The organism is Myroides sp. DW712 (assembly GCF_046557355.1).
GTDB lineage: Bacteria > Bacteroidota > Bacteroidia > Flavobacteriales > Flavobacteriaceae > Flavobacterium.
Genome location: NZ_JBKFDO010000023.1, coordinates 35,400 through 55,068, shown reverse-complemented (window position 1 = coordinate 55,068; position 19,669 = coordinate 35,400). Strand labels below are relative to the sequence as shown.

Sequence of the window (19,669 nt, the reverse complement as noted above, 5' to 3'; positions counted from 1 at the left end):
TTTTAATATTGTAAAAAGTTAGCTAGTTTATTTCGTGATCCTAAAATCACCTTACTCTCTTTTTTCGTATGCTGTTGTCCAATATGTCTATGATCGTATTTCTAATCTCTCTTCTACTTAATTTCGAAGCGAGTGCAAAAGTAAAACTTATTTCTCAATTTAACAAAAAAATTTAGAAAAAACTTTTCCTCCCTTTTTCTCAAATCGCTCGTTTACTAAAGCGAGTGCAAAAGTAAAAACTTTATTTGAACTGACAAAACTTTTTTGAAAAAATATTTCTCTCCGTTTTTCACCAATCCCCAGTATTTACTGAAGCGGACTGCAAAGATAAGACTCTTTATTTCAATTATCCAAATTTATTTTTTAAAAATATTTCTAGCTAATCTAAAGTCTTTTTCTTCTGCTTTTCTATGAACGTCTGCTTGTTTAATGCGGATGCAAAAGTAGTACCTTTTTAGCCACTTCCAAATTATTTTAAACCTTTTTTACAAAGTATTTTTGATTAAAACCGCAACTGGTTAGTATGATGCGTCTTAGGGTGGAAAGTTTTTTTTGGAATTGGTGAGGTTGGGTGAGGATTGGTGAGAATGGCTTTTTTGTTTTTTTGGAGGAATTGGTGAGATTGGTGAGGTTGGCTTTTTCGCTTTTTCGCTTTTTTGTTAGGGGCGGTTCTTGGGGGCGCATGTCGTAAGGTTCTGTCCGTGAATTAATACTAAGGAAGATTCTTCTTTATATAGAAAAAATATTCCCTATATATAATAGAGAAGAAATCTACTTACTAATGACTATACTACACAAACATCAAAAGCCAAACATCAAAAAAAGCTCTTACTTTTGTACTAAATACATATATAATGAAGAAATTATTTTTTACACTTTCTGCGTTTTTACTTTATACAGCCTCTCCTCTATTGGCTCAAAATTTAGAGGTTATTCCGCTAGGGGTTTATGGAGGTGGAGACGAAAGTAATTTATCTTGTTATTTAGTGGGGGTTGAAAACAGCAATAGCTACCTTGCATTAGATGCTGGAACAATACGAAGTGGAATAAACAAGTCCATTGAGAAGGGGGCTTTTGATGTTTCATTTGAGACTGTGCTTCAACAATACATCAAAGGATACTTTATTTCACATGGTCACTTAGATCACCTATCAGGATTAATTATCAATTCTCCAGAAGATACAGCTAAACCGATTTACTCTTTGCCCTTTGTCGCGGAGATTTTCAAACACAATTATTTCACCAATGCTTCTTGGGCTAATTTTGGCAATGAGGGAGAATCTCCCATTTTAGGAAAATATACCTATAAAAAGGTAAAACCTTTTCAATCGTTCTCCATTGCCAATACCCCATTTTCTGCGGAATTATTTGAATTAAGTCATGTCAATCCACAAAAGAGTTCTGCGATACTACTTCGCAACAACAATGATTATGTATTATACTTCGGTGATACGGGCGCGGATCGCATTGAGAAAACAAATCATTTAGACACGATATGGGACTACATTGCTCCATTAGTTCAAAACAAGAATTTAAAAACAATTTTACTTGAAGTATCTTTCCCTAATAGTCAACCAGAACATTTATTGTTTGGTCATTTAACTCCTAAACTTCTAAACGAAGAGTTAAGCAAGCTCGCTCAATACTCTGGCCTTGAAAAATTGAATGATTTGACTATTATCGTTACTCATTTAAAACCTTCAGGGAATCAAATAGAAGAGATTAAACGCGAATTATTAGAAAACAATCCCTTGCAGCTACACTATATTTTTCCAAAACAAGGGGAAAGAATAACATTACACTAAAAAAAATCCCATTCTAGAGTAGAATGGGATTTTTTTTAGTTTCGATTGAATAGATATAAAATAACAAACACAATAAAGGAAGGAAGTAGCCAAGGGACGTCATAGTTGTATAATGGAATCTTTTTGATACACTCATTCAACTGAAATGTCAATCCTTCTTCTACTGTTGGATCGAGTACCATGGCCATGTAAAATTGCACGAGGGCAAAAACAGTTGTCGTGGCAATGGCTCCTACAAAAGGAATTTTGCGTTTTACTATTTTCCCAAAGATTACAACATACAAGATTAAGGTCAGGGTAATCGGGTAAATAATACCTAAAAATGGTCCGGCATAATCAATAATTTTATCCACTCCGTTTACCGCTAGTACAGCAGCGAATACACAAGTAGCAATAACAATAGTTTTGTAGCTTACTTTCCCTTTCGTCAAATGGCTAAAAAAAGTTCCCGTAGCACATACCAAAGCAATTGCTGTCGTTAGACACGCTAAAGCAATACACAGTGATAAAGCAATAGTTCCTTGAGATCCTAGGACGTGATTGGAGATATACAATAATAATTCGGTTCGTTTTAAATCTGTGTTAGACGGATAACCTGAAGTAGCACCAAGATAAACCAATCCTCCATAGATAAACAAAAGACAACTTGTAGCTACGGCCCCAGACAAGAAGGTTATTCTTGTTTTTGATTCTTCCGAGGTATATCCTTTTGCTTTTACAGCAGAAATGATAATGCCCGCATAAATAACGGAGGCTAATACATCCATCGTTTGGTATCCTTCAGCAAAACCTTTACGGAAAGATTCAACTGCACCAATTCCAGTATCTACAGTTGACTCCAATGGATGAAGTACTCCCATAACAATCATAATAGCCAGTATGATTAACAATAAAGGAGTGAGGTATTTTCCGATAATATCCACCACTTTGGAAGGAGATATTGACAAAGTTAAGGTCACTGCGAAGAATAAAATGGAGGAAATGACAGGATTAAAATTTGGCCAAATCGGCAATAGACCAACTTCAAAGGTAGTTGCTGCTGTACGAGGAATAGCAACCAGTGGCCCAATACTCAAGATAATTGCTGTAGCTAAGATGATTCCAATTGTTTTATTAATTCGTTTCCCTAAATCGGTAAATTCATCTCCAGAAAACAAAACCGCTAGTATTCCTAAGAAAGGAGCTATAATTGCTGTAATAGTAAAGCCAAAAACGGCTGAATCCCATTCCTCTCCAGTTAACAATCCGATAATAGGAGGTAAAATAATATTCCCAGCTCCAAAAAACATAGCGAACAGTGCAAAACCTATCGTTACTATATTGCCAATTGACTTCGTTTTCATTATATTTTTTTAAAATTTATTCAACTCTATTTTATAATTATAAAAGATAATCAAGTATTCACCACCAAATATCATGCTATACTTAAGTGAACTTGAATTTTATTGCACAATATAAAATATTAAGTCAAGATAGCACTATCTTTTTTTTATTATTTAAAAGAAAAAGATAGCTTATATTTCGGCTTCGTATTTTTATTTCACCCTCGTAATATTCTTATGAATACACTGTTTGATACCCCACGCTTACTCGTCCAATCGATTGATTTAGCCCAAGATACTGAAGCTTTGTTGGTTATCCATAATCACCATAACACTATGCGCTGGATTCCCAACAACAAAGCACAATGGACTACAGCGGATTTGGCACAAAAGTATCAGCGCAATACTACCTTGTATCCGCAACAATTAGGGTTATACAAAATTGTACGCAAAGATCAAAATACATCGGTACTAATTGGTGAAATGGGATTATTTCCCTGTACACCATCTACGTTGACAACGCTAGAGATTGGTTACATCTTGCATGAAAAGTTTTGGAAACAAGGATTAGCGACAGAATTACTTCAAGGTTTAGATCTTTTCATTGCGCAATCTCTACCACATACGATTATTCGCGCTCAACTCTTTGACGAGAATATAGCTTCTAAAAACTTACTCGAGCGTTGTGGATATCAATATGATGGAGTCGAGCCACTTCCAGGGCAATACCGAAAGCTCATTTACAGCAAACAGATTATTCGTTGACATGATCAATAACCCGATTAAATTCTTTGACTATATTTTTGACTGGTTTAGAGAATAAATCTCCTTTCTAGGGGGGATATGAATTCCGCTATCAATTTTTTCTATCCTCAATTTTCTATTTCCATTTAGGCGGAAATAAACAAATAAGAAGAAAAATCTCTTATTTGAAAAGAAGGAGATTGTAAGTTCACTCTATATGGTTACTTCTCCAGTTGTTTTCGTTGTACACATTAACTCGATGCTTTTAGTAAAACTAGGATGTATCGGGGCAACACAGCATTCTTGCATCCTTTACCTCATTTTTCGTTCACTCTCCCCCTATATCTGTACAATTTTATATAGAAAATAGCCTTCTTTAATAAAAGACATAGCTGTCAAAAAGACTTCTCTTTTTCTTTTTAGAAGTAAAACTCCTAAACTATTTCCCTACATTTTTAAGACTTGACAGGGTAAAAACTTAAAAAGTACTAGTAAAAAACTCCATTGACGATACTAAATTGATCTATTTACAAAAAAAATTGGTCTACTAGATTTTAAAATAGCGAAAAACATAATTAAAACAACTTAAATCACGAATAAACATTAAATATCTAAATATTTTAAATAAAAAAACTAAAAAACACAACAAATAACAACATTTCATCAAATCTAACACTGTAATTATATATATTTTTACAAATAACCAAAAAACATAATAGTATACACGCATTCAAAAAGCATTCAGAAAACTAGTATTAAGAAAAACGAAGCGAAAAAAATGACGTACTTAACCCCTACACTCGAACTAGAACTACTTGATAAAGAACCTATCCCTTTACACGAAACGAATTCGAATGAATTCGCTGTTTATTCTCAAAAAGAAGGAAAGGAACACTTAATTTCTTATAATCTAAAAACACATTATAAGGTTTCTTATTTAAATGGAAATAGTAAATTATTTTGCGGCACCGAGATGCGAGAATTTTTTGGACCTATCCTATTTTTCTCCAATCCATTATCTACTTATACCTTAGAGCCCACATCAGAATCTCCGGACGGTTTTTTCTGTTTGTTTACCAATACGTTTCTCGGGTACCAGAGCAATGAAATTCGCTCTACCTTAAAGACATTGCAAACCACTCCTATTTATTCCTTAACGAAGGAACAAGATAAAATGATAAAGAGTTTGTTTGAGAATATTCTTTTAGAGCAACAGCAAGACTATCCGTTAAAGCAAGAAATTTTGCGTAACTATATTGAGATTATTATTCATCAGGCTAATAAACTAACGGGAGAATTTACCTTTTCAGAGAAGCGCAATGCATCTAATCGGTTATGTTCCCAATTTTTGGAGCTCTTAGAAAAGCAGTTTCCTATTACGCACAAAGAACAAACAATTCGCCTAAGAACGGCAACAGATTACTCAGCGATACTAGAAGTTCACACCAATTATTTAAACTATGTTGTCAAACAAACTTTTGGTAAATCGACAACTGCGTTAATTCAGGAACGTATACTCATTGAGGCGCAACGCTTATTAAAGAACTCCGAATTAACTGTGGCAGAAATTGCTTTTTCTTTGGGGTTTGAATATGCAACCTACTTTTCAAGCTTTGTAAAAAAGTATACGGGATATTCTCCCAAGCAACTGCGTAAATAAGAGGCGTTTTTTCCTATTTTCAATAACCATTTATTCATTTATTTAATACAAAACGAGCCGTTCCTTTTTGGAATAGCTCGTTTTATCTTCTTCTATTTTTCGCATTAGTCTGTACATGACTACTACCTCAATATCTTTTTTTACTCTCTAGGAAAATCAGGCCTTGGCATTTTATAATAACTGCCCGATAACGATTCGAGAAAAGCGACAATCGCTTTTATTTCTTGTTCGTTTAGTTCTAAGCGTTTCATCAAAGAATCCGTAACGGGAAAAAGAGGATCTATCATCTTCTCTTCCGGAGTTGGATCAATCATGTGCATTCCACTATTATAGAGATTTACAATTCCCTCTAAATCATCCATTAATCCATGATGCATCCATGGTTTTGTAAGAAGTAAGTCTCGCAAAGATGGGGTTTTAAACTTACCAACATCTTCTGCTTGCTTTGTATAATGGTAACGTCCAAGGTCTTCATATTCTCTTTTGTAATACGTCAACCCTATATTGTGAAAGGACTCATCTGTTAAATACTTCCCATGATGGCAGTTCATACACCCTGCCTTTGTGCGAAATAAATGCATCCCATAAATCTCTTGATCGGATAAATATTGATATTCACCTTGAATAAACTTATCAAATCGACTTGGTTGGCTTTTTATTGTTTTTTGAAAAGTTGCCACTGCACCAACGATACGTTCATAGGTGATCTCATCATCTCCATACGCTGCTTTAAACAAGGGCAGATAGCCTTTAACTTTCTTCAATTTAGCCGCTAGTGTTTGAATATTCGTATCCATCTCATGATGCGCGGATAAAGGACCTATCATTTGTTCTTCCAACGTAGAGGCTCTTCCATCCCAAAAATAAGACGTACGCGTCGCAATATTATAGAGTGAAGGAGTATTACGCGCACCTAATAAATGGTCATTTCCCAAAGATACTTGCCGGTGATCTGTCCATCCCATTTCTGGATCATGACATGAACTACACGATATTTGGTTGGATTTCGATAATTTAGGATCGAAAAACAGCGCTTGTCCCAACGTGACTTCTGGTAATTCTAATGTATCATAGTACAAGGTGTCAATAGACAAGGCTTCAAATTCTTTCCACGCAACACTTTTATCGACTACAGGAGAAGGCCATTGTTCCATTGGTTTTTTATACTGATTGATGATTTCAGTATAAGGAGCGTTTTTATTACTTTGGAAATTTGTAGCTATAAAAAAAAACAACAATGCTCCACTAATGACTCCTATTTTTCTTCTTCTATTTTTCATTTTAAAAAGTAATTCCTAGACTTACGAGTATGCTGCTATTCTTGCTGAGTTTATCAAAATGTTGATACTTATACTCTCCTGTAACAAAAGCATCAACAAAACCAGGTAAAGCAAAGTCATACTTAATTTTATAACTGCCCATCCAATAATCAGCTATTTGCACTTCATAGTTGTCTAAGAGCATTTGATTAATCGCATTACTAACTCCATAGGTCAATATTGCCTTCTCATTTTGAACTTGCTTTTGTTGTAAACTAGGCTCAACAGTCAGCAAACTTCCATTCCTAAAAGTATGCAACCACTGCGCATGTACACCAAAATTAATAGATTGAACCTCCGTTTTTGAATAGGGTTGCGCATATCGTTCTATTTGTTGCGTCCATCCTACAAAGGGCCAAACACTATATTCGTTGCGAGATTCTTGATATTTCCACACACCGCTTAGCTGAACTTGACTCTCTTCATATCGATATCTTTCTTCTTGGCCGATCTTTATAAAATTGGTTGTTGTTTCATTGACAAATAGGTTTTCGGTGCCCTTTCTGGTTTGTTTACTTCCATAAAAAAGTACGCCTACTGTTGTCGTATTGAATTCAAACCATTTTCCTGCGGTTAGTTTATATAAGATATCTTTTGCTTTTGAAGCTTGTACGTCGTAGAATTCAGGTAGTAACTTTTCAAAGTTAAACACGTGTATTCCACCCGTTAAAAACCACTTATTTTGTTGTGTTTCATAAATTTGAAACGAAGTTCCATACTTCCACCCATCGTAAAAAGCTTGTCTGCGTTTTCCTTTGAGTAGGTTATTGAAATTTCCCATACCGTTCATTTCATAGATTACGGGAAAGCCTGTAGGGCTATAGAAACTCATATTGTGTTTTTGCGTATATTTTTCAATCTCTAGTTGGATTCCTATCGAGAAGTTTTGATCAAAATTACGACTCCCTCCAAGACTTCCTCCGACTTGGGTTGCCAGGTTTTTTGGTCGTGGATCTACATTTCTATATTCTAGTTTTGCCTTGTAAAATCCTGAAACTCCTATATTATATTTTCCTATTTGCTGTACGTACCCTCCTTGAATCTCATAATTTTCAAATTTCATATCTCCCCCAACACTATCCGCCACTACATAGGGGAAGATTAATTCATAATCTGCACTTTCATTCCATTGGATATTTTGTCGTTTTCCTTGGTTATAAGACGCATTTCCCCAAACGGCACTCTTTTCGTCTAAACGATTAAACGCATTTGCACGAAAAAATAAGCGCTCGACATTCTTACCTTCTTGTGCTAGTGTTGTTGATTTTTTACTTACTTCTTTTGACAAATCAAAAGAAGTAAGATTATACTGTCTATAATTTAGATATGCCGCTGGATTATCATACAGCGATTTACGAAACTGATATATAACATCCTGATTATCTTTGATCTTTAATGCTAGTGAATCTGTCTGTTGCCCATAGGTCCAAGCGAAAGTAAAAAAGAAAAAAAGACTAATTCCCCAATGAGAGTGCTTCATCTTACGCTACTATTTTATTTAAATAAGGAAGGTTTCACTGCTGGCTGAAAATCTACTTTAGAATTGTTTGTATCTTTTAAAATATTCAATCCTTTGTTATTTTGACCGATTGTGAATCTGCGCACTGCTTTTCCATAGCGTCCTTCATCACCGGTGTGTTGTGTTACATAGGTGTATCCCATATCCAATGCTGGAGAAGTTACATTCCATAAATATTCTGAGGCTGTTCCCAGGTTTACAACATCCATTACCCAGCTATTTGGAATCTTTAAGGCTGAATCATCCATGGGATAACGTTCTCCATCAAAAACAAAATCATAGGTAAAATCATATAGATTTTCAACGATTAAGCGATCAGCAGTCATTCCTTCTGGCAATTGAATTAGAGCATAGGCGTAACTTCCTTGTATATTAATGACTAATTCATCGTATATGTTGATCATATTTTTTGCTTTTAATCCAACTACATCATGTACACCTTCTCTATAATTTTGAAAATCAGCATTCGTTAAATCAATTGAATTTGCATTATACTCTTTGTGATTAATGGCATTTTCAGCAAAGATTACAGATTGACCTGGCTCAACCGGATGTTCGTTTCCTTTTCCAGGGAATTGTAAAACGACTCCTACAGAAAATGCTTCATCCATAACATTTGGCGTATAGTCTTGTTTTTCGTTTGTCATAAACTTAGATTGTGCAAATAACAAACCGTCTAAATACAATACCTCATCTGAATTATTAGTGATTTTAAAATATTGATCCATCGTGTATTGATTTCCTTCTGGTGTTTTACTTCCGGCAAAGAATATTTCTTCAATTACAAAGCCTGAGCTAGTACCTTTGAAAATAAGATCAATAGGTTGTGTCATTTCACGACCAGAAACAATCACACCTTTAATGAAGTTGCTGACTTTGCTCTCTTCCAATACACCATTCACTAAGTGAGTAATCACTCCTTCCACACTGATATCATAGGTTCCTGTAGGTAGTGCTTTTTGTATTTTTTTATCCGCTTGATAAACAAGCGTTGTTTTTGCATTTGAATTTAATTCTATCAATTGAAGCGTAAGCTCTTTTATATCCTCCATTTTGGTATCTTTCGGATCATTGATTAAAAAGGTAACTAACGTTTGTTCGTTTCCTTGGCTATTGTCATCAGAAGAACAAGCTTGTAGTCCTAAAACAACAAGTAAAAGGGTTACCAACTGTAATAATCTTGTTTTCATTTTTGTATTTGTATTTATAGATTAAAATTAATTTCCATTCCAAAATAAGGGTCTTGTAATCCCTTTCTGTTGATTTTAGCTCCATTTACAACATAGGGAGCATAGTAACTAAAGAGTTTATTTGCGAACATGGCTACTCTGATTTGCTTATTTCTAAAACTCTTGGACAATTTTAAATTAACATCCATAATCATAGGCGTGCGATTTTTTTTGTTTGCCAAGTCATTTTGAGGAATAATCAGTTGTTCCAATAGGGTTCCCTGTGCTTGTACTGCATCAAAGGGTAAGAGTTGCCCGTCTGTATCGACATAATAGGATGGAATCCCATTCAATGGTTCGTTCTTTCTCAAATAATACCAATTCATTTGAAAAGAAGTAGAGAATTGCATATCCAACTTCGGAATATAAGTATCAAAGAAAAGGGTCGTATTTAGTTGTTCATACTGACTCTTTGGCTCCATTTCTTCATATAGTCCTAGATACGGGTAAGGTTTACCATTGATATTGGCGTCTGATTTTCCTCGACGATATGAGGCAGAGCTATTGCTGTATTTTGTTCTAAACCAAGCGCCATTCATTGTAATACGCGTATTGATTACAGGAATTCTATTGGAACTGTATTGAAATTCAATTCCTTCTTTATCGGTTCTACTACCATTACGCGATACATTATATAGAAAATTTTCTTGAAACTCTTGATAAGGTAAATCTTCTTTATGAGGTGCTTGGGTAACTTTATCGTGGTCAATACCCGAAACATCATATTTTTTGTATTGGTACAGTCCATATTGATTCATTGTACGAAATCCATTGTTCATTTTTTCCGAGAACACCGTCACAGATAACTGATGAAATCCCCAATCAACATCTACTCTTGCTTCAATTTTAGTATTTAAGGCTGGAGTTAACTGTGTATTTTGTGGATTAAATACTGTGGTTTTATAATTTACTACACGGTAGGCTGGATTACTGTGAAAATAAGAAAGCTGCTGTATGTCTTTGTAGAATAGTTCAGGATAAAGTAAGTTTAAATCAGGGAATAATCGCTGTTGTCCCCATCCCAGGGTCAGGTCTATCTTCGTTTCTTTTGTTGCTAAGAAAAATGGAGGTAAAGTCCATTGCAGATTTACTCGTGGATCGACATACGCTTTGCCGCTCATTGCGAAATCACGAGATAAATTTTGCATGATAGATCCACGAACCCCTAAAGCAAGTGTCAACTTGTGTTGTTCTATTTTTGTTGTTGCGATGTGTTCGGCAAATAATGCAGTTGTCACATAAGCGGGTATCTCTTTATACGCTCTATTTCTATAGGCAGATGTTGGATCTAAGGGTTTATAAGGATTATATACTTGCCCCTTTCCGTTATTTTTACTGTACTGCCAGTCGACACCTAAGCGTACATCTGCAGCAATACTTGCTTTTTCATAGTGAAACGAGCTAATTAATTTAGCAAAAACATCAAGTGGTTTTCCTTCTACTGTTCCTTTTGCAACGTAACTTGCTGCAGGATAGAACCCATCAAATTCGCCTTCTATCTTTGATAAAGGTAAGGCCGTAGCTCCTTCTAACTGAACAAATTTTGTTTCACTGATTTTATCAAATCGCTGATTTAATGTGGTCTGTAATTCAATTCCTTTAAAAAAGGATTCGTTGTTATTTTCGTAAGTAAAACTTGTGCTAATGCTGTAGAATTGGTTGTCAACTTTATATTCATTTACTCCTGTTAAGTCAATATCTGGATCCGATTTTGATTCATCTATTGAGGCGGTATAACTGACATTAGACACCCAAGAAAAAAGATTGCCATTTGCCAAGTATTTATCTTTACTCAAGCGCAAAGTTCCCGTTAGTCTGTTGTAATTTTCTAAATCATTTCGCGGTTCTGGTGTTGCGCGAAGATAATCTACTCCTAGATTTACTTTAAAGCTATTATCTTTGGATTCAAATCCTTTACCTACAGCAAAAAGCTTGCTGTATCCATCCGCTTTAAAACGGGCTTGCCAAGCTGAATATCCGCTTTTCTTCGTGATTTTGACCACTCCAGATGTAAGATTACCATATTCAACAGATGGAATCCCTCTGATGATTTCCACTTGTTCAATCTGATCTGTAGAAATAGTTCGCATATCTACTCCTGAGCTTACACTGATTCTTTTATTCACAGCAGATCCAACATTATCTAAGAAATTATAGGTATATTGTAAGTTAGCTCCTGAATTCAACTGTGCTCCATCGACAACAAATAGTGTACCTAAGGCATGGGTGTCGTATTGCCTACTTCCCACTCCTCCAGTATTTAATTCAGCGCGACTTACCTCTCGCAATTGTATTTTATTTACTCCACTAAGGTATGGATCTTGCGCTCTTCCTCCAGGAATAAGCTCCATTAGATCTGCAAAACTAGAGGGTTGCAAATGCTGCATCGCTCTTTGATTAATGACTGAAGTACTCGTTAATCCAGTTCCTTCTTTCGCTGTGATCACAACTTCTTCCAATTGATTGGTTACTGTATGGAGTACAACATTAATCGTTTGATTTTCAAAAATGGTTATTTGTTGTACATAAGGAAAATAAGTGACATGTTGTACTTCTATACTATATTGATCGGGCTGCACGTTTACGGTCACCTCTCCCTTTTCATCGGTTACTTCATAGAAAGTTGTCTTTTCATTTTTTACAGCGACAACAGCAGTATGTATAGCACGTGCCTCTTGATCTACTACTTTAACTAATACGGAAGAAGTTGTTTGCTGACTATAACTAGAACAGTACAGCAAAAAAATAAATAAAGTAAAAATTAATTGGTTCGATTGTGTGAATTGAGTAAGGTATTTAAACATCACAACATAATTTAGTGGACTGCAAATGTATTATCTAAAATCATTCTAAACAATATTATTTAGAACTATTTTAAATATTTTTTCACCTGTTAAAATACACATAAAAACCTACCTATCAATATGTTAAAAAAAATAAACCTAGGATAAATTTTTCTAAATTCCACTCAAAAAGAATACAAAAAAAGAGATTATTTAATCATAATCTCTTTTAAATTAAAATTTTTAATTCTACATTGCTCCGATGCGTTTGTTCAAAACAATATAAATAGTAGCATGCGGAGTATTCGATCTTTTTTCTATTGGATATAAACGAAGTATATCGGATAGAAACTTTCGTAATAAAGACCTAATTAGCCTATTATTTTGACTATGCAAATCCTTTTACTCTCTTGGAAAATCAGGTCTTCTCATTTTATATCGGCTACCCGATAAAGATTCTAAGAAAGCAACAATAGCTTTCACTTCCTCTCGGTTTAACTTTAGTGGTTGCATGAGTGAATCTGTTACGGGATATAAAGGATCCGCCAATTTTTGTTCTGGCTTTGGATCAATCATATGCATGCCACTGTTGTAAATATTGACGATTCCTTCTAGATTATCGAAAAAACCGTTGTGCATCCAAGGTCGAGTTAGCAGTAAGTCACGCAAAGATGGAGTTTTAAACTGCCCTACATGATTGGGATCTTTCGTGATATTATATCGCCCTAAATCTTCAAATTTTCTTTTATAATAAGTCAATCCAATATTGTGAAATTGATCATCCGTTAAATCCGGACCATGATGGCAATTCATACAGCGTCCTTTGGTTCTAAACAAATGCATCCCGTAGATTTCTTGGTCCGTTAAGGCATCGTATTTACCATCGACAAAAAGATCAACTCGACTCGGCTGGCTTTTAATTGTTCGTTGAAAAGTAGCCAAAGCTCCCACAATGCGTTCATAAGTAATGATTTCATCACCATATGCTGCTTTAAATAAGGGTTTATACCCCTCTATTTTCTTCAACTTTTCAGGCAATAAATCAACATCCATCGCCATTTCATTGTGCGCGCTAAGTGGTCCACTGGCTTGTTCTTCTAAGCTTGTTGCTCTCCCGTCCCAAAAGAAAACCGTGCGATTTGCGATATTGTATAAGCTAGGCGTATTTCTCATCCCTTCTAAGTGATCATGTCCAAGCGCTACGCCTCTTCGATCGGTCCATCCCATGGCTGGGTCATGACAGGTGCTACACGAAATTTGGCTTGACTTGGATAATTTTGGATCAAAAAAAAGCATTTTCCCCAAAATAACTTCAGGCACTTCTTGGGTAGTAAAAAAAGCCGTATCACGTTGAATACTAACAAATTCTTCCCAATCTACTCCTTCGTCAATTGTTGGTTTTGGCCACGCTGATATCGATTGTTTATAACTATCAATAATTGCCTTGTATTCTGGGTCACTTGAATTCAACAATTTCGGTGCCTGTGTAAAACTTAACAGTCCCCCGAGGCTCAAAAAAAGGGCAATGATTAGCTTCTTATTCATGTTTTTGTTGCTCAATTAAAACGTCACCCCTAAGGTTACGCTTACATAGTTGTTTTGTTTATTTGTTTTAAAATCCATCTGATGGTAGCTTATCGCTACAAACATCGGGGCTTTTTCTATTTTTTCTAGGGCATACTTGACTGTTGCACCCCAATACATATAATCTGTCGATAAGTATTCAAAGTCATTCAATAGCCATTCTTTCATTGCTGGTTTGGTTGTCTCAAAATTCAGCTGGTTGCTGGCTTGACTTGTTTTTCGATAAGTAAAGGTTGGTAGCACTGCTACGGTTGTCGTTGCAGTTAACGTTTGAGTATAGGCTAAATTTATTCCATAATACGCATATGTAAAACTTTGTTTTGTATTGGCTTCTTGGAGCAATTCGGTTGTTTTTTGGTGCTTCCAAAAAGGTTGGATTACTAGCTGACTTTTTTCTCTATTTAGCTCATAGCTTCCTTCAACGAGATGGTTGGTATCCGTGTACTTATACATTTTTTTCTCCATTAGCTTGGTTAAACCTGCTGCGTCATTATCTGTATAATAAACTTCAATCCCTGTTTTCTTCCCTTTGGAATACTTGTACTTCAGTCCAATTTGATCCTTGTCTAGCTTAAAAAATTTCAAGAGATACACGTTGGAATACGTTTCTTCCAATCGATTCGTTTCTGCATTATTGTCTGAGTTTTTCAAGGATGTTCCAGTACTAAATCGCTTGAGTTTTGATGCTCCCTTACTTGCTCCAACAATAAAGTTAAGCGATTTATTCTCGACATCCATTCCGTATTCATACTTGTTGCGTTCAATTTCTGTTCCCGTACTTTTTCCGCTAAAGTATCTGCTCCACGTTCCCAGTCCATTCATTTGATATAAAGCTGCACGTTGGGTTTGATTAGCAAAAACAATCTTTGTATCTTGGGTATAGTTAGCAAATAATCCATGGGCACTAACCATCCAATCTTTGGTAATATCATAGCCAATTCCTCCTTTTAGTTGCATGTGAGAAGAAATGCTTTTGGGCCTTGGATCTCTACTCTTATATCCTAAATGCGCTTGATAGCTTGCCTCTATTCCCAAGGAAAATCGCTGTATTTTTTTGGCATATCCTCCAGCAAATTCATAGGCTTCATATTTCATACTGTTGCTTGTGGAGTCCGCGAGTACATAAGGTCCCAATACATCTACATCGAGATTATTATTCCACTGCATCGCTTTTTGTGTGTTTTTTTGATACCTCACATTTCCCCAGACCCTGCGGTTATTGCTCAATTTCTTATAGGAGGACGCGGTAATTTGAACACCATCTATACCCGAGCCTTCTTGTAAGGGGTATAACTCCTTTTTATCCTGTTGATAACCAACAAGAATATCAGAAAATGAGAAATCACTATAATCCAGTTGATGTACTGGATTATAGTAATAGTCTCTTTTAAAGTTTTGTTTGGATTGTTGTTGGAGTATCATGCGATCATACGTGAACAAGCTATCTTGTGCTTGTATACTTCCTACCGCACTAATGAAAAACAACAGCCAAAAAATAGCATACTTCCTCAAGATTACACTTTATTAATGTACAATTCCGTTTCTAAAACTTGCTTCTGAGTCACGAACAAAATCGATGGTAGAATTGTTCGTATCTTTGTACATATTCTTTCCATTTTCCATTTTTCCGATTACTTTACGGCGAATTGAATTTCCAAAACGCGTTGGATCCGACATAATTGTACCACATCCTGTCCAACCACTATCAATAGAAGCATCCAAGGTATTGTGTACCCATTTTTCAGTAACTGCCGAGTTCACCCCATCTAGAATCCAAGTATTCATTATTTTTAATGTTTTTTTCTTGGTAATATTTCCAGCTTGATTTAAATACTCGTATTCATATACATAATCAGCATTCCAGTTTTCTACTGATACACCTTCTGGGAAACGAGCAATCGCATAACTTTCTGCCCCTTGGTTATGTAAGAAGAACATATTGTAATTCATTTGGGTATAAATCACAACAACATTAGGCACGGCTGGATTATCCACTTGACCTAAATGAGGATTATCTAAATTAGGGAATTCGTAATCTGCACCACTTAAATCAAAAGCAGGAATATTAGCTTTCTTGTGATTTTGAGCCATATCGGCAATCACGATAAAATCACCCGGTTGTACCTCTTTCGAATAGGCTTCAGGAATCATTAAAACCGCTTGTACAGCAAAAGCTTCGCTTTTAATATCTGGTGTTACATTGTGGTTAAGTGTCGTATTAAATTCAGATTGACAAATTAACAATCCTCCAGTTTTTAAAACTTTGTCTGTATTATTTGTCAATTTAAAATAACGTCCACTGTTATAGGGTTTTCCTTCTGTTGTTTTCACCCCAGTAAAGAACACCTCTTCAATAATAAAGTCTTCACTAAATGCTTTGATAATTAAATCAATTACAACCGCTTGCTCATCTTGTACTAAATCAACCGCAGCATTTCCTCCTACTTCAACTTCTTCTCCGTTTTTCAATACCACTTTTCCGTTTACTGAAATTTTATACGATCCTTTATCTAGGATAATAGCCGTTGTTGGTTCTGTGATAACTTTATCTCCTTTTGCTCCTGAGTTTGTCTCTAGGAAATCTATCGTTAAGTTTGTTACTGATTCAATATCTGCTCCTTTAAAAGAGATATTTAGTGTGCTTTTTTGCTTTTTTGTATTTTCAATGCTACTGTCATCACTGCTACAGGCTGTTGTAACAAATGCCACGCTTAATAGCGCGAAACACAAGGTAATTAAACTTTTTTTCATTTTGATTTATGTATTAAAAATTATAAGTAAGTTCCATTCCAAAATAAGGGGTTGTCATGTCTTTTCGATATATTTTGGTCTTATTAAACGTATAAGGGCTCATATACGCATACAATTTATTGACGAATAGCGAGGCTTTTATATCCTTGTAGATTCGCTTGGATACTTTTAGATTGACGCGAATATCAAACGTGTAATGTCTATTCATGTTCTCTGTTGTCGAGACATTGCGCACCAACCATTGTAAATACCCATCTTTTCGATCAGCGTCTGTATAATCATGTAGTACACCATCTGCTCCAAAATAGCTGATGGGTTGATCTTCTTTCCATTCACGAGTATCGCTATTAAATAAAACGCCTTGGAAAGAAGCCGAAATATTCATATCTAAAGCAGGCAAGTAAGTATCTACAATTAGGTTGTAATTCATCCCGTTGACCTTATTACCATCATCACTTTTATAAACCCCAACAAAAGCATAATCTTCTCCCGCTAAGGATTTACTTGGTTTTTCCTGAACAGGCACTGAATTAATATAGACCGTTTTAAACCAAGCTCCACTTAGGGTAAATCGGGTATTAATCCCTTCGAATCGCGGGGAACTATATCCAAATTCAATTCCCTGTTTATGGGTACTACTTCCATTTTCGCGTTTGGTTATACCTTGCAAAACCGCACGCTCTGTATAAGGTAGTTCTTCTAACACAGGTTTGTCAGTCAAATTCTCTAGATCAATTCCAGAGGTATCATATCGTTTGTATTGATAGATTTTATAGTTCAAAACGCCGCGGAAACCATTGGACATTTTCTCGTCAAAATAGGTAATAAAGAAATCGTGTTTCGCATAGTTCAGATCCAGTCGAATTTCTTTTTTCACATTCTTAGCAGCCATCAATTGATGGTTGGTTACATCTTCTACATAGGTCATATAGTTGACGGATTGATAGTCCGAATCAACCGGTCTAAAGTTTAATTGAGTAAAATCGAGGTAAGTTTTATTAGGATACAGCATTAATCCGGTGGGTTGTTTATACAATTCCCCATACCCTAAGGTTACATCCGTTTTCAATACCTGATTTCCTAACTTGATTGTAGGTAGTCCCCATTGGAAAATAAAACGAGGTTCGACATACACCTTTTTACTCAAATCAAAGTTGTGATTAAGTCCCAACATTTTTGATACACGAATTCCCCCATAAAGTCCAAGGTTGTGCTCCCCTATCCATGTGCTCATTTTGTCTCCAGCAAAAAAAGCTAGGTTTTGATACGCTGGAATATCTTTATACGCACGCGGTCTCGTTGTAGATTTCGTGGAAGGTGGAGTCAAAAGGTCATACATTTCCCCGCGACCATAATTATGGGAATATTTATAATCAATTCCTGCTTCACCCTCATGTTTCAGCACTCCCGTTTGAAAGCCTAAATTTGTTTCTAATTTTCCATTCGCATTTAAAGGGCGTCCTTCTGTCTTGGTACGAGACACAAAACTAAGTTCTGGGAAATACCCCTCATTTACCCCTTGCTCCGTGGCAATTGACACAGAAGTAGGTCCGCCATATTGGACAAATATACTTTGTTTAATGTCTTCGATGCCCTGATTGATATTGGTAGTCAGTTTAATATTTTTTAACCACCCTCCAGATTGAAACTTATAATCGAAATTATTAGAAAAACTAATCTTTTGGCGTTGATTCTGATAAGAATCGGTAGCTAAATATCCTGTATCTGGATCTACTTTTACTTCATCTATATTAACACTATAATCCAAATTAGATCGCCATTCCAGTGTATGTTCTCCAAGCGTAAACACTTTTTTGGATCGAATAGAGGCGTTAACTCTTTTATAGGTTTCATACACATCGCGAGGATCGGACAAAGCATCTAAATAGTCAAGACTTGCATTTAAACTCCAAGTGGGCGTTACTTCAAATCCCTTCGCTACATAATAGGATTTACTGTAGCCATCTGCTTTAATACGGGCTTGCCATTTGGTATAGCCACTTTTTCTGTGAATCAGGACGAGTCCAGAAGTTAAATCACCGTAGCTTACCGTTGGAATACCCCGTATGATTTCAACGCTTTCGATATCATTGGTTGACAGCGTACGCATATCCACCCCTAACCCATTGGTATTTCTTTTTCTTACCGCCCCTTGATCATCTTTCACCGCTTGTAACATATCCATATTGGAATTCAATACATTTCCATCCATGACAAACTGTACTCCTAAAGAACTCGTTGAATAGCCTGAAATACTCGATCCAAATTCTCGAATTCGAATGACATTTGTACTGGTTAAATTGGGTGTTTTTGCCAATCCTCCTGGTAGAAGTTCCATTAGATCTGCAAAACTTGAGGGTTGCAGGTGTTCCATGGCTTTGCGATTAATCACTGATTTGGTTGAAAATCCTTTTCCTTCTTCCGCTGTGATAATCACTTCTTGTAATTCTTTCACCAACGGGACTAAGGTTACTTCTATTGTTTGTTTACCAATAATATTTTTGGATACTTCTTTACTGTGATAAGCAATATGAAAATAAGCCACTTGGTATTGTCCAGGTGCTACACGAAGATGAGTTCTTCCTGTTTCATCTGTCAACCCCATATACTGATGTAGATTATTTCGCATTGTTACGGTGGCTTCCGCAATCCCTTGTTTGTTTTCATCTACAACCTGTATTTGAACGTCCAAGGCCTGTTGTGCCAAGACACTACATGTAAAGAAAAAAAACAAGTAAAGTAAATTTACTTTACTGATTATAAAGCGTTTATTCGTACTATGCATCACCCCGTGATTTTAATCTTTTGAGATGCAAATGTATTTTGTATCTATCTGATAAACAACTTATTTAGACTAATTTGAAACAATGAAATGTTAATTTCACAAACTGCACTTATTTTCAAAAAAACCATCTCTTTTTCACAAGAACTTTGCTAAAATATTATATCCTTT

Annotated in this window: 12 protein-coding genes; 3 read left to right on the top strand and 9 right to left on the bottom strand. The window is 35.6% G+C overall.

All coding sequences use genetic code 11. The features are described from left to right. Positions 1–854: 854 nt before the first annotated feature. Positions 855–1,805, top strand: a complete 951-nt coding sequence (locus ACLJX0_RS14775; RefSeq protein WP_410881525.1) for a 3',5'-cyclic-nucleotide phosphodiesterase — start codon at positions 855–857, stop codon at positions 1,803–1,805. A gap of 35 nt (positions 1,806–1,840) precedes the next feature. Here ACLJX0_RS14775 and brnQ read toward each other — a convergent pair whose 3' ends face one another. Further along, positions 1,841–3,148 (bottom strand): branched-chain amino acid transport system II carrier protein, encoded by a 1,308-nt coding sequence (brnQ, locus tag ACLJX0_RS14770; protein ID WP_410881523.1) that lies wholly within the window; start codon positions 3,146–3,148, stop codon positions 1,841–1,843. A gap of 216 nt (positions 3,149–3,364) precedes the next feature. Here brnQ and ACLJX0_RS14765 point away from each other — a divergent pair, with 216 nt between their 5' ends. After that, positions 3,365–3,892 (top strand): GNAT family N-acetyltransferase, encoded by a 528-nt coding sequence (locus ACLJX0_RS14765; RefSeq protein ID WP_410881522.1) that lies wholly within the window; start codon positions 3,365–3,367, stop codon positions 3,890–3,892. Between the two features lie 757 nt (positions 3,893–4,649). Next, positions 4,650–5,531, top strand: coding sequence for a helix-turn-helix domain-containing protein (locus ACLJX0_RS14760; protein WP_410881520.1), 882 nt, complete (start codon positions 4,650–4,652; stop codon positions 5,529–5,531). Between the two features lie 140 nt (positions 5,532–5,671). On the opposite strand, the gene ACLJX0_RS14755 is transcribed toward ACLJX0_RS14760, so the two are convergent. The 8 genes from ACLJX0_RS14755 to ACLJX0_RS14720 form a co-directional block, all read right to left on the bottom strand. After that, positions 5,672–6,811 (bottom strand): cytochrome-c peroxidase, encoded by a 1,140-nt coding sequence (locus ACLJX0_RS14755; RefSeq protein ID WP_410881518.1) that lies wholly within the window; start codon positions 6,809–6,811, stop codon positions 5,672–5,674. A 1-nt stretch (position 6,812) separates the two neighbouring features. Then, positions 6,813–8,330 carry a DUF6850 family outer membrane beta-barrel protein gene (locus ACLJX0_RS14750; RefSeq protein ID WP_410881516.1) on the bottom strand — a complete coding sequence of 506 codons (1,518 nt, stop codon included), beginning with the start codon at positions 8,328–8,330 and terminating at the stop codon, positions 6,813–6,815. Between the two features lie 14 nt (positions 8,331–8,344). After that, entirely contained in the window at positions 8,345–9,559 is a 1,215-nt protein-coding gene (locus tag ACLJX0_RS14745) for a DUF4876 domain-containing protein (protein ID WP_410881515.1), read from the bottom strand. Positions 9,560–9,573: 14 nt separating this feature from the next. After that, positions 9,574–12,402: a TonB-dependent receptor plug domain-containing protein gene (locus ACLJX0_RS14740; RefSeq protein ID WP_410881513.1), complete on the bottom strand. Its 2,829-nt coding sequence runs from the start codon at positions 12,400–12,402 to the stop codon at positions 9,574–9,576. Between the two features lie 381 nt (positions 12,403–12,783). Further along, positions 12,784–13,926, bottom strand: a complete 1,143-nt coding sequence (locus ACLJX0_RS14735) for a cytochrome-c peroxidase (RefSeq protein ID WP_410881511.1) — start codon at positions 13,924–13,926, stop codon at positions 12,784–12,786. Between the two features lie 15 nt (positions 13,927–13,941). Further along, a complete protein-coding gene (locus tag ACLJX0_RS14730; RefSeq protein WP_410881509.1) occupies positions 13,942–15,477 on the bottom strand; it encodes a DUF6850 family outer membrane beta-barrel protein in 1,536 nt (511 codons plus the stop codon). A 12-nt stretch (positions 15,478–15,489) separates the two neighbouring features. Further along, positions 15,490–16,716: a DUF4876 domain-containing protein gene (locus tag ACLJX0_RS14725; protein ID WP_410881507.1), complete on the bottom strand. Its 1,227-nt coding sequence runs from the start codon at positions 16,714–16,716 to the stop codon at positions 15,490–15,492. Between the two features lie 13 nt (positions 16,717–16,729). Then, the gene (locus ACLJX0_RS14720) at positions 16,730–19,501 is read right to left on the bottom strand and encodes a TonB-dependent receptor plug domain-containing protein (protein ID WP_410881505.1); all 2,772 of its coding nucleotides are present in this window, start codon (positions 19,499–19,501) and stop codon (positions 16,730–16,732) included. Between the last annotated feature and the right edge of the window lie 168 nt (positions 19,502–19,669).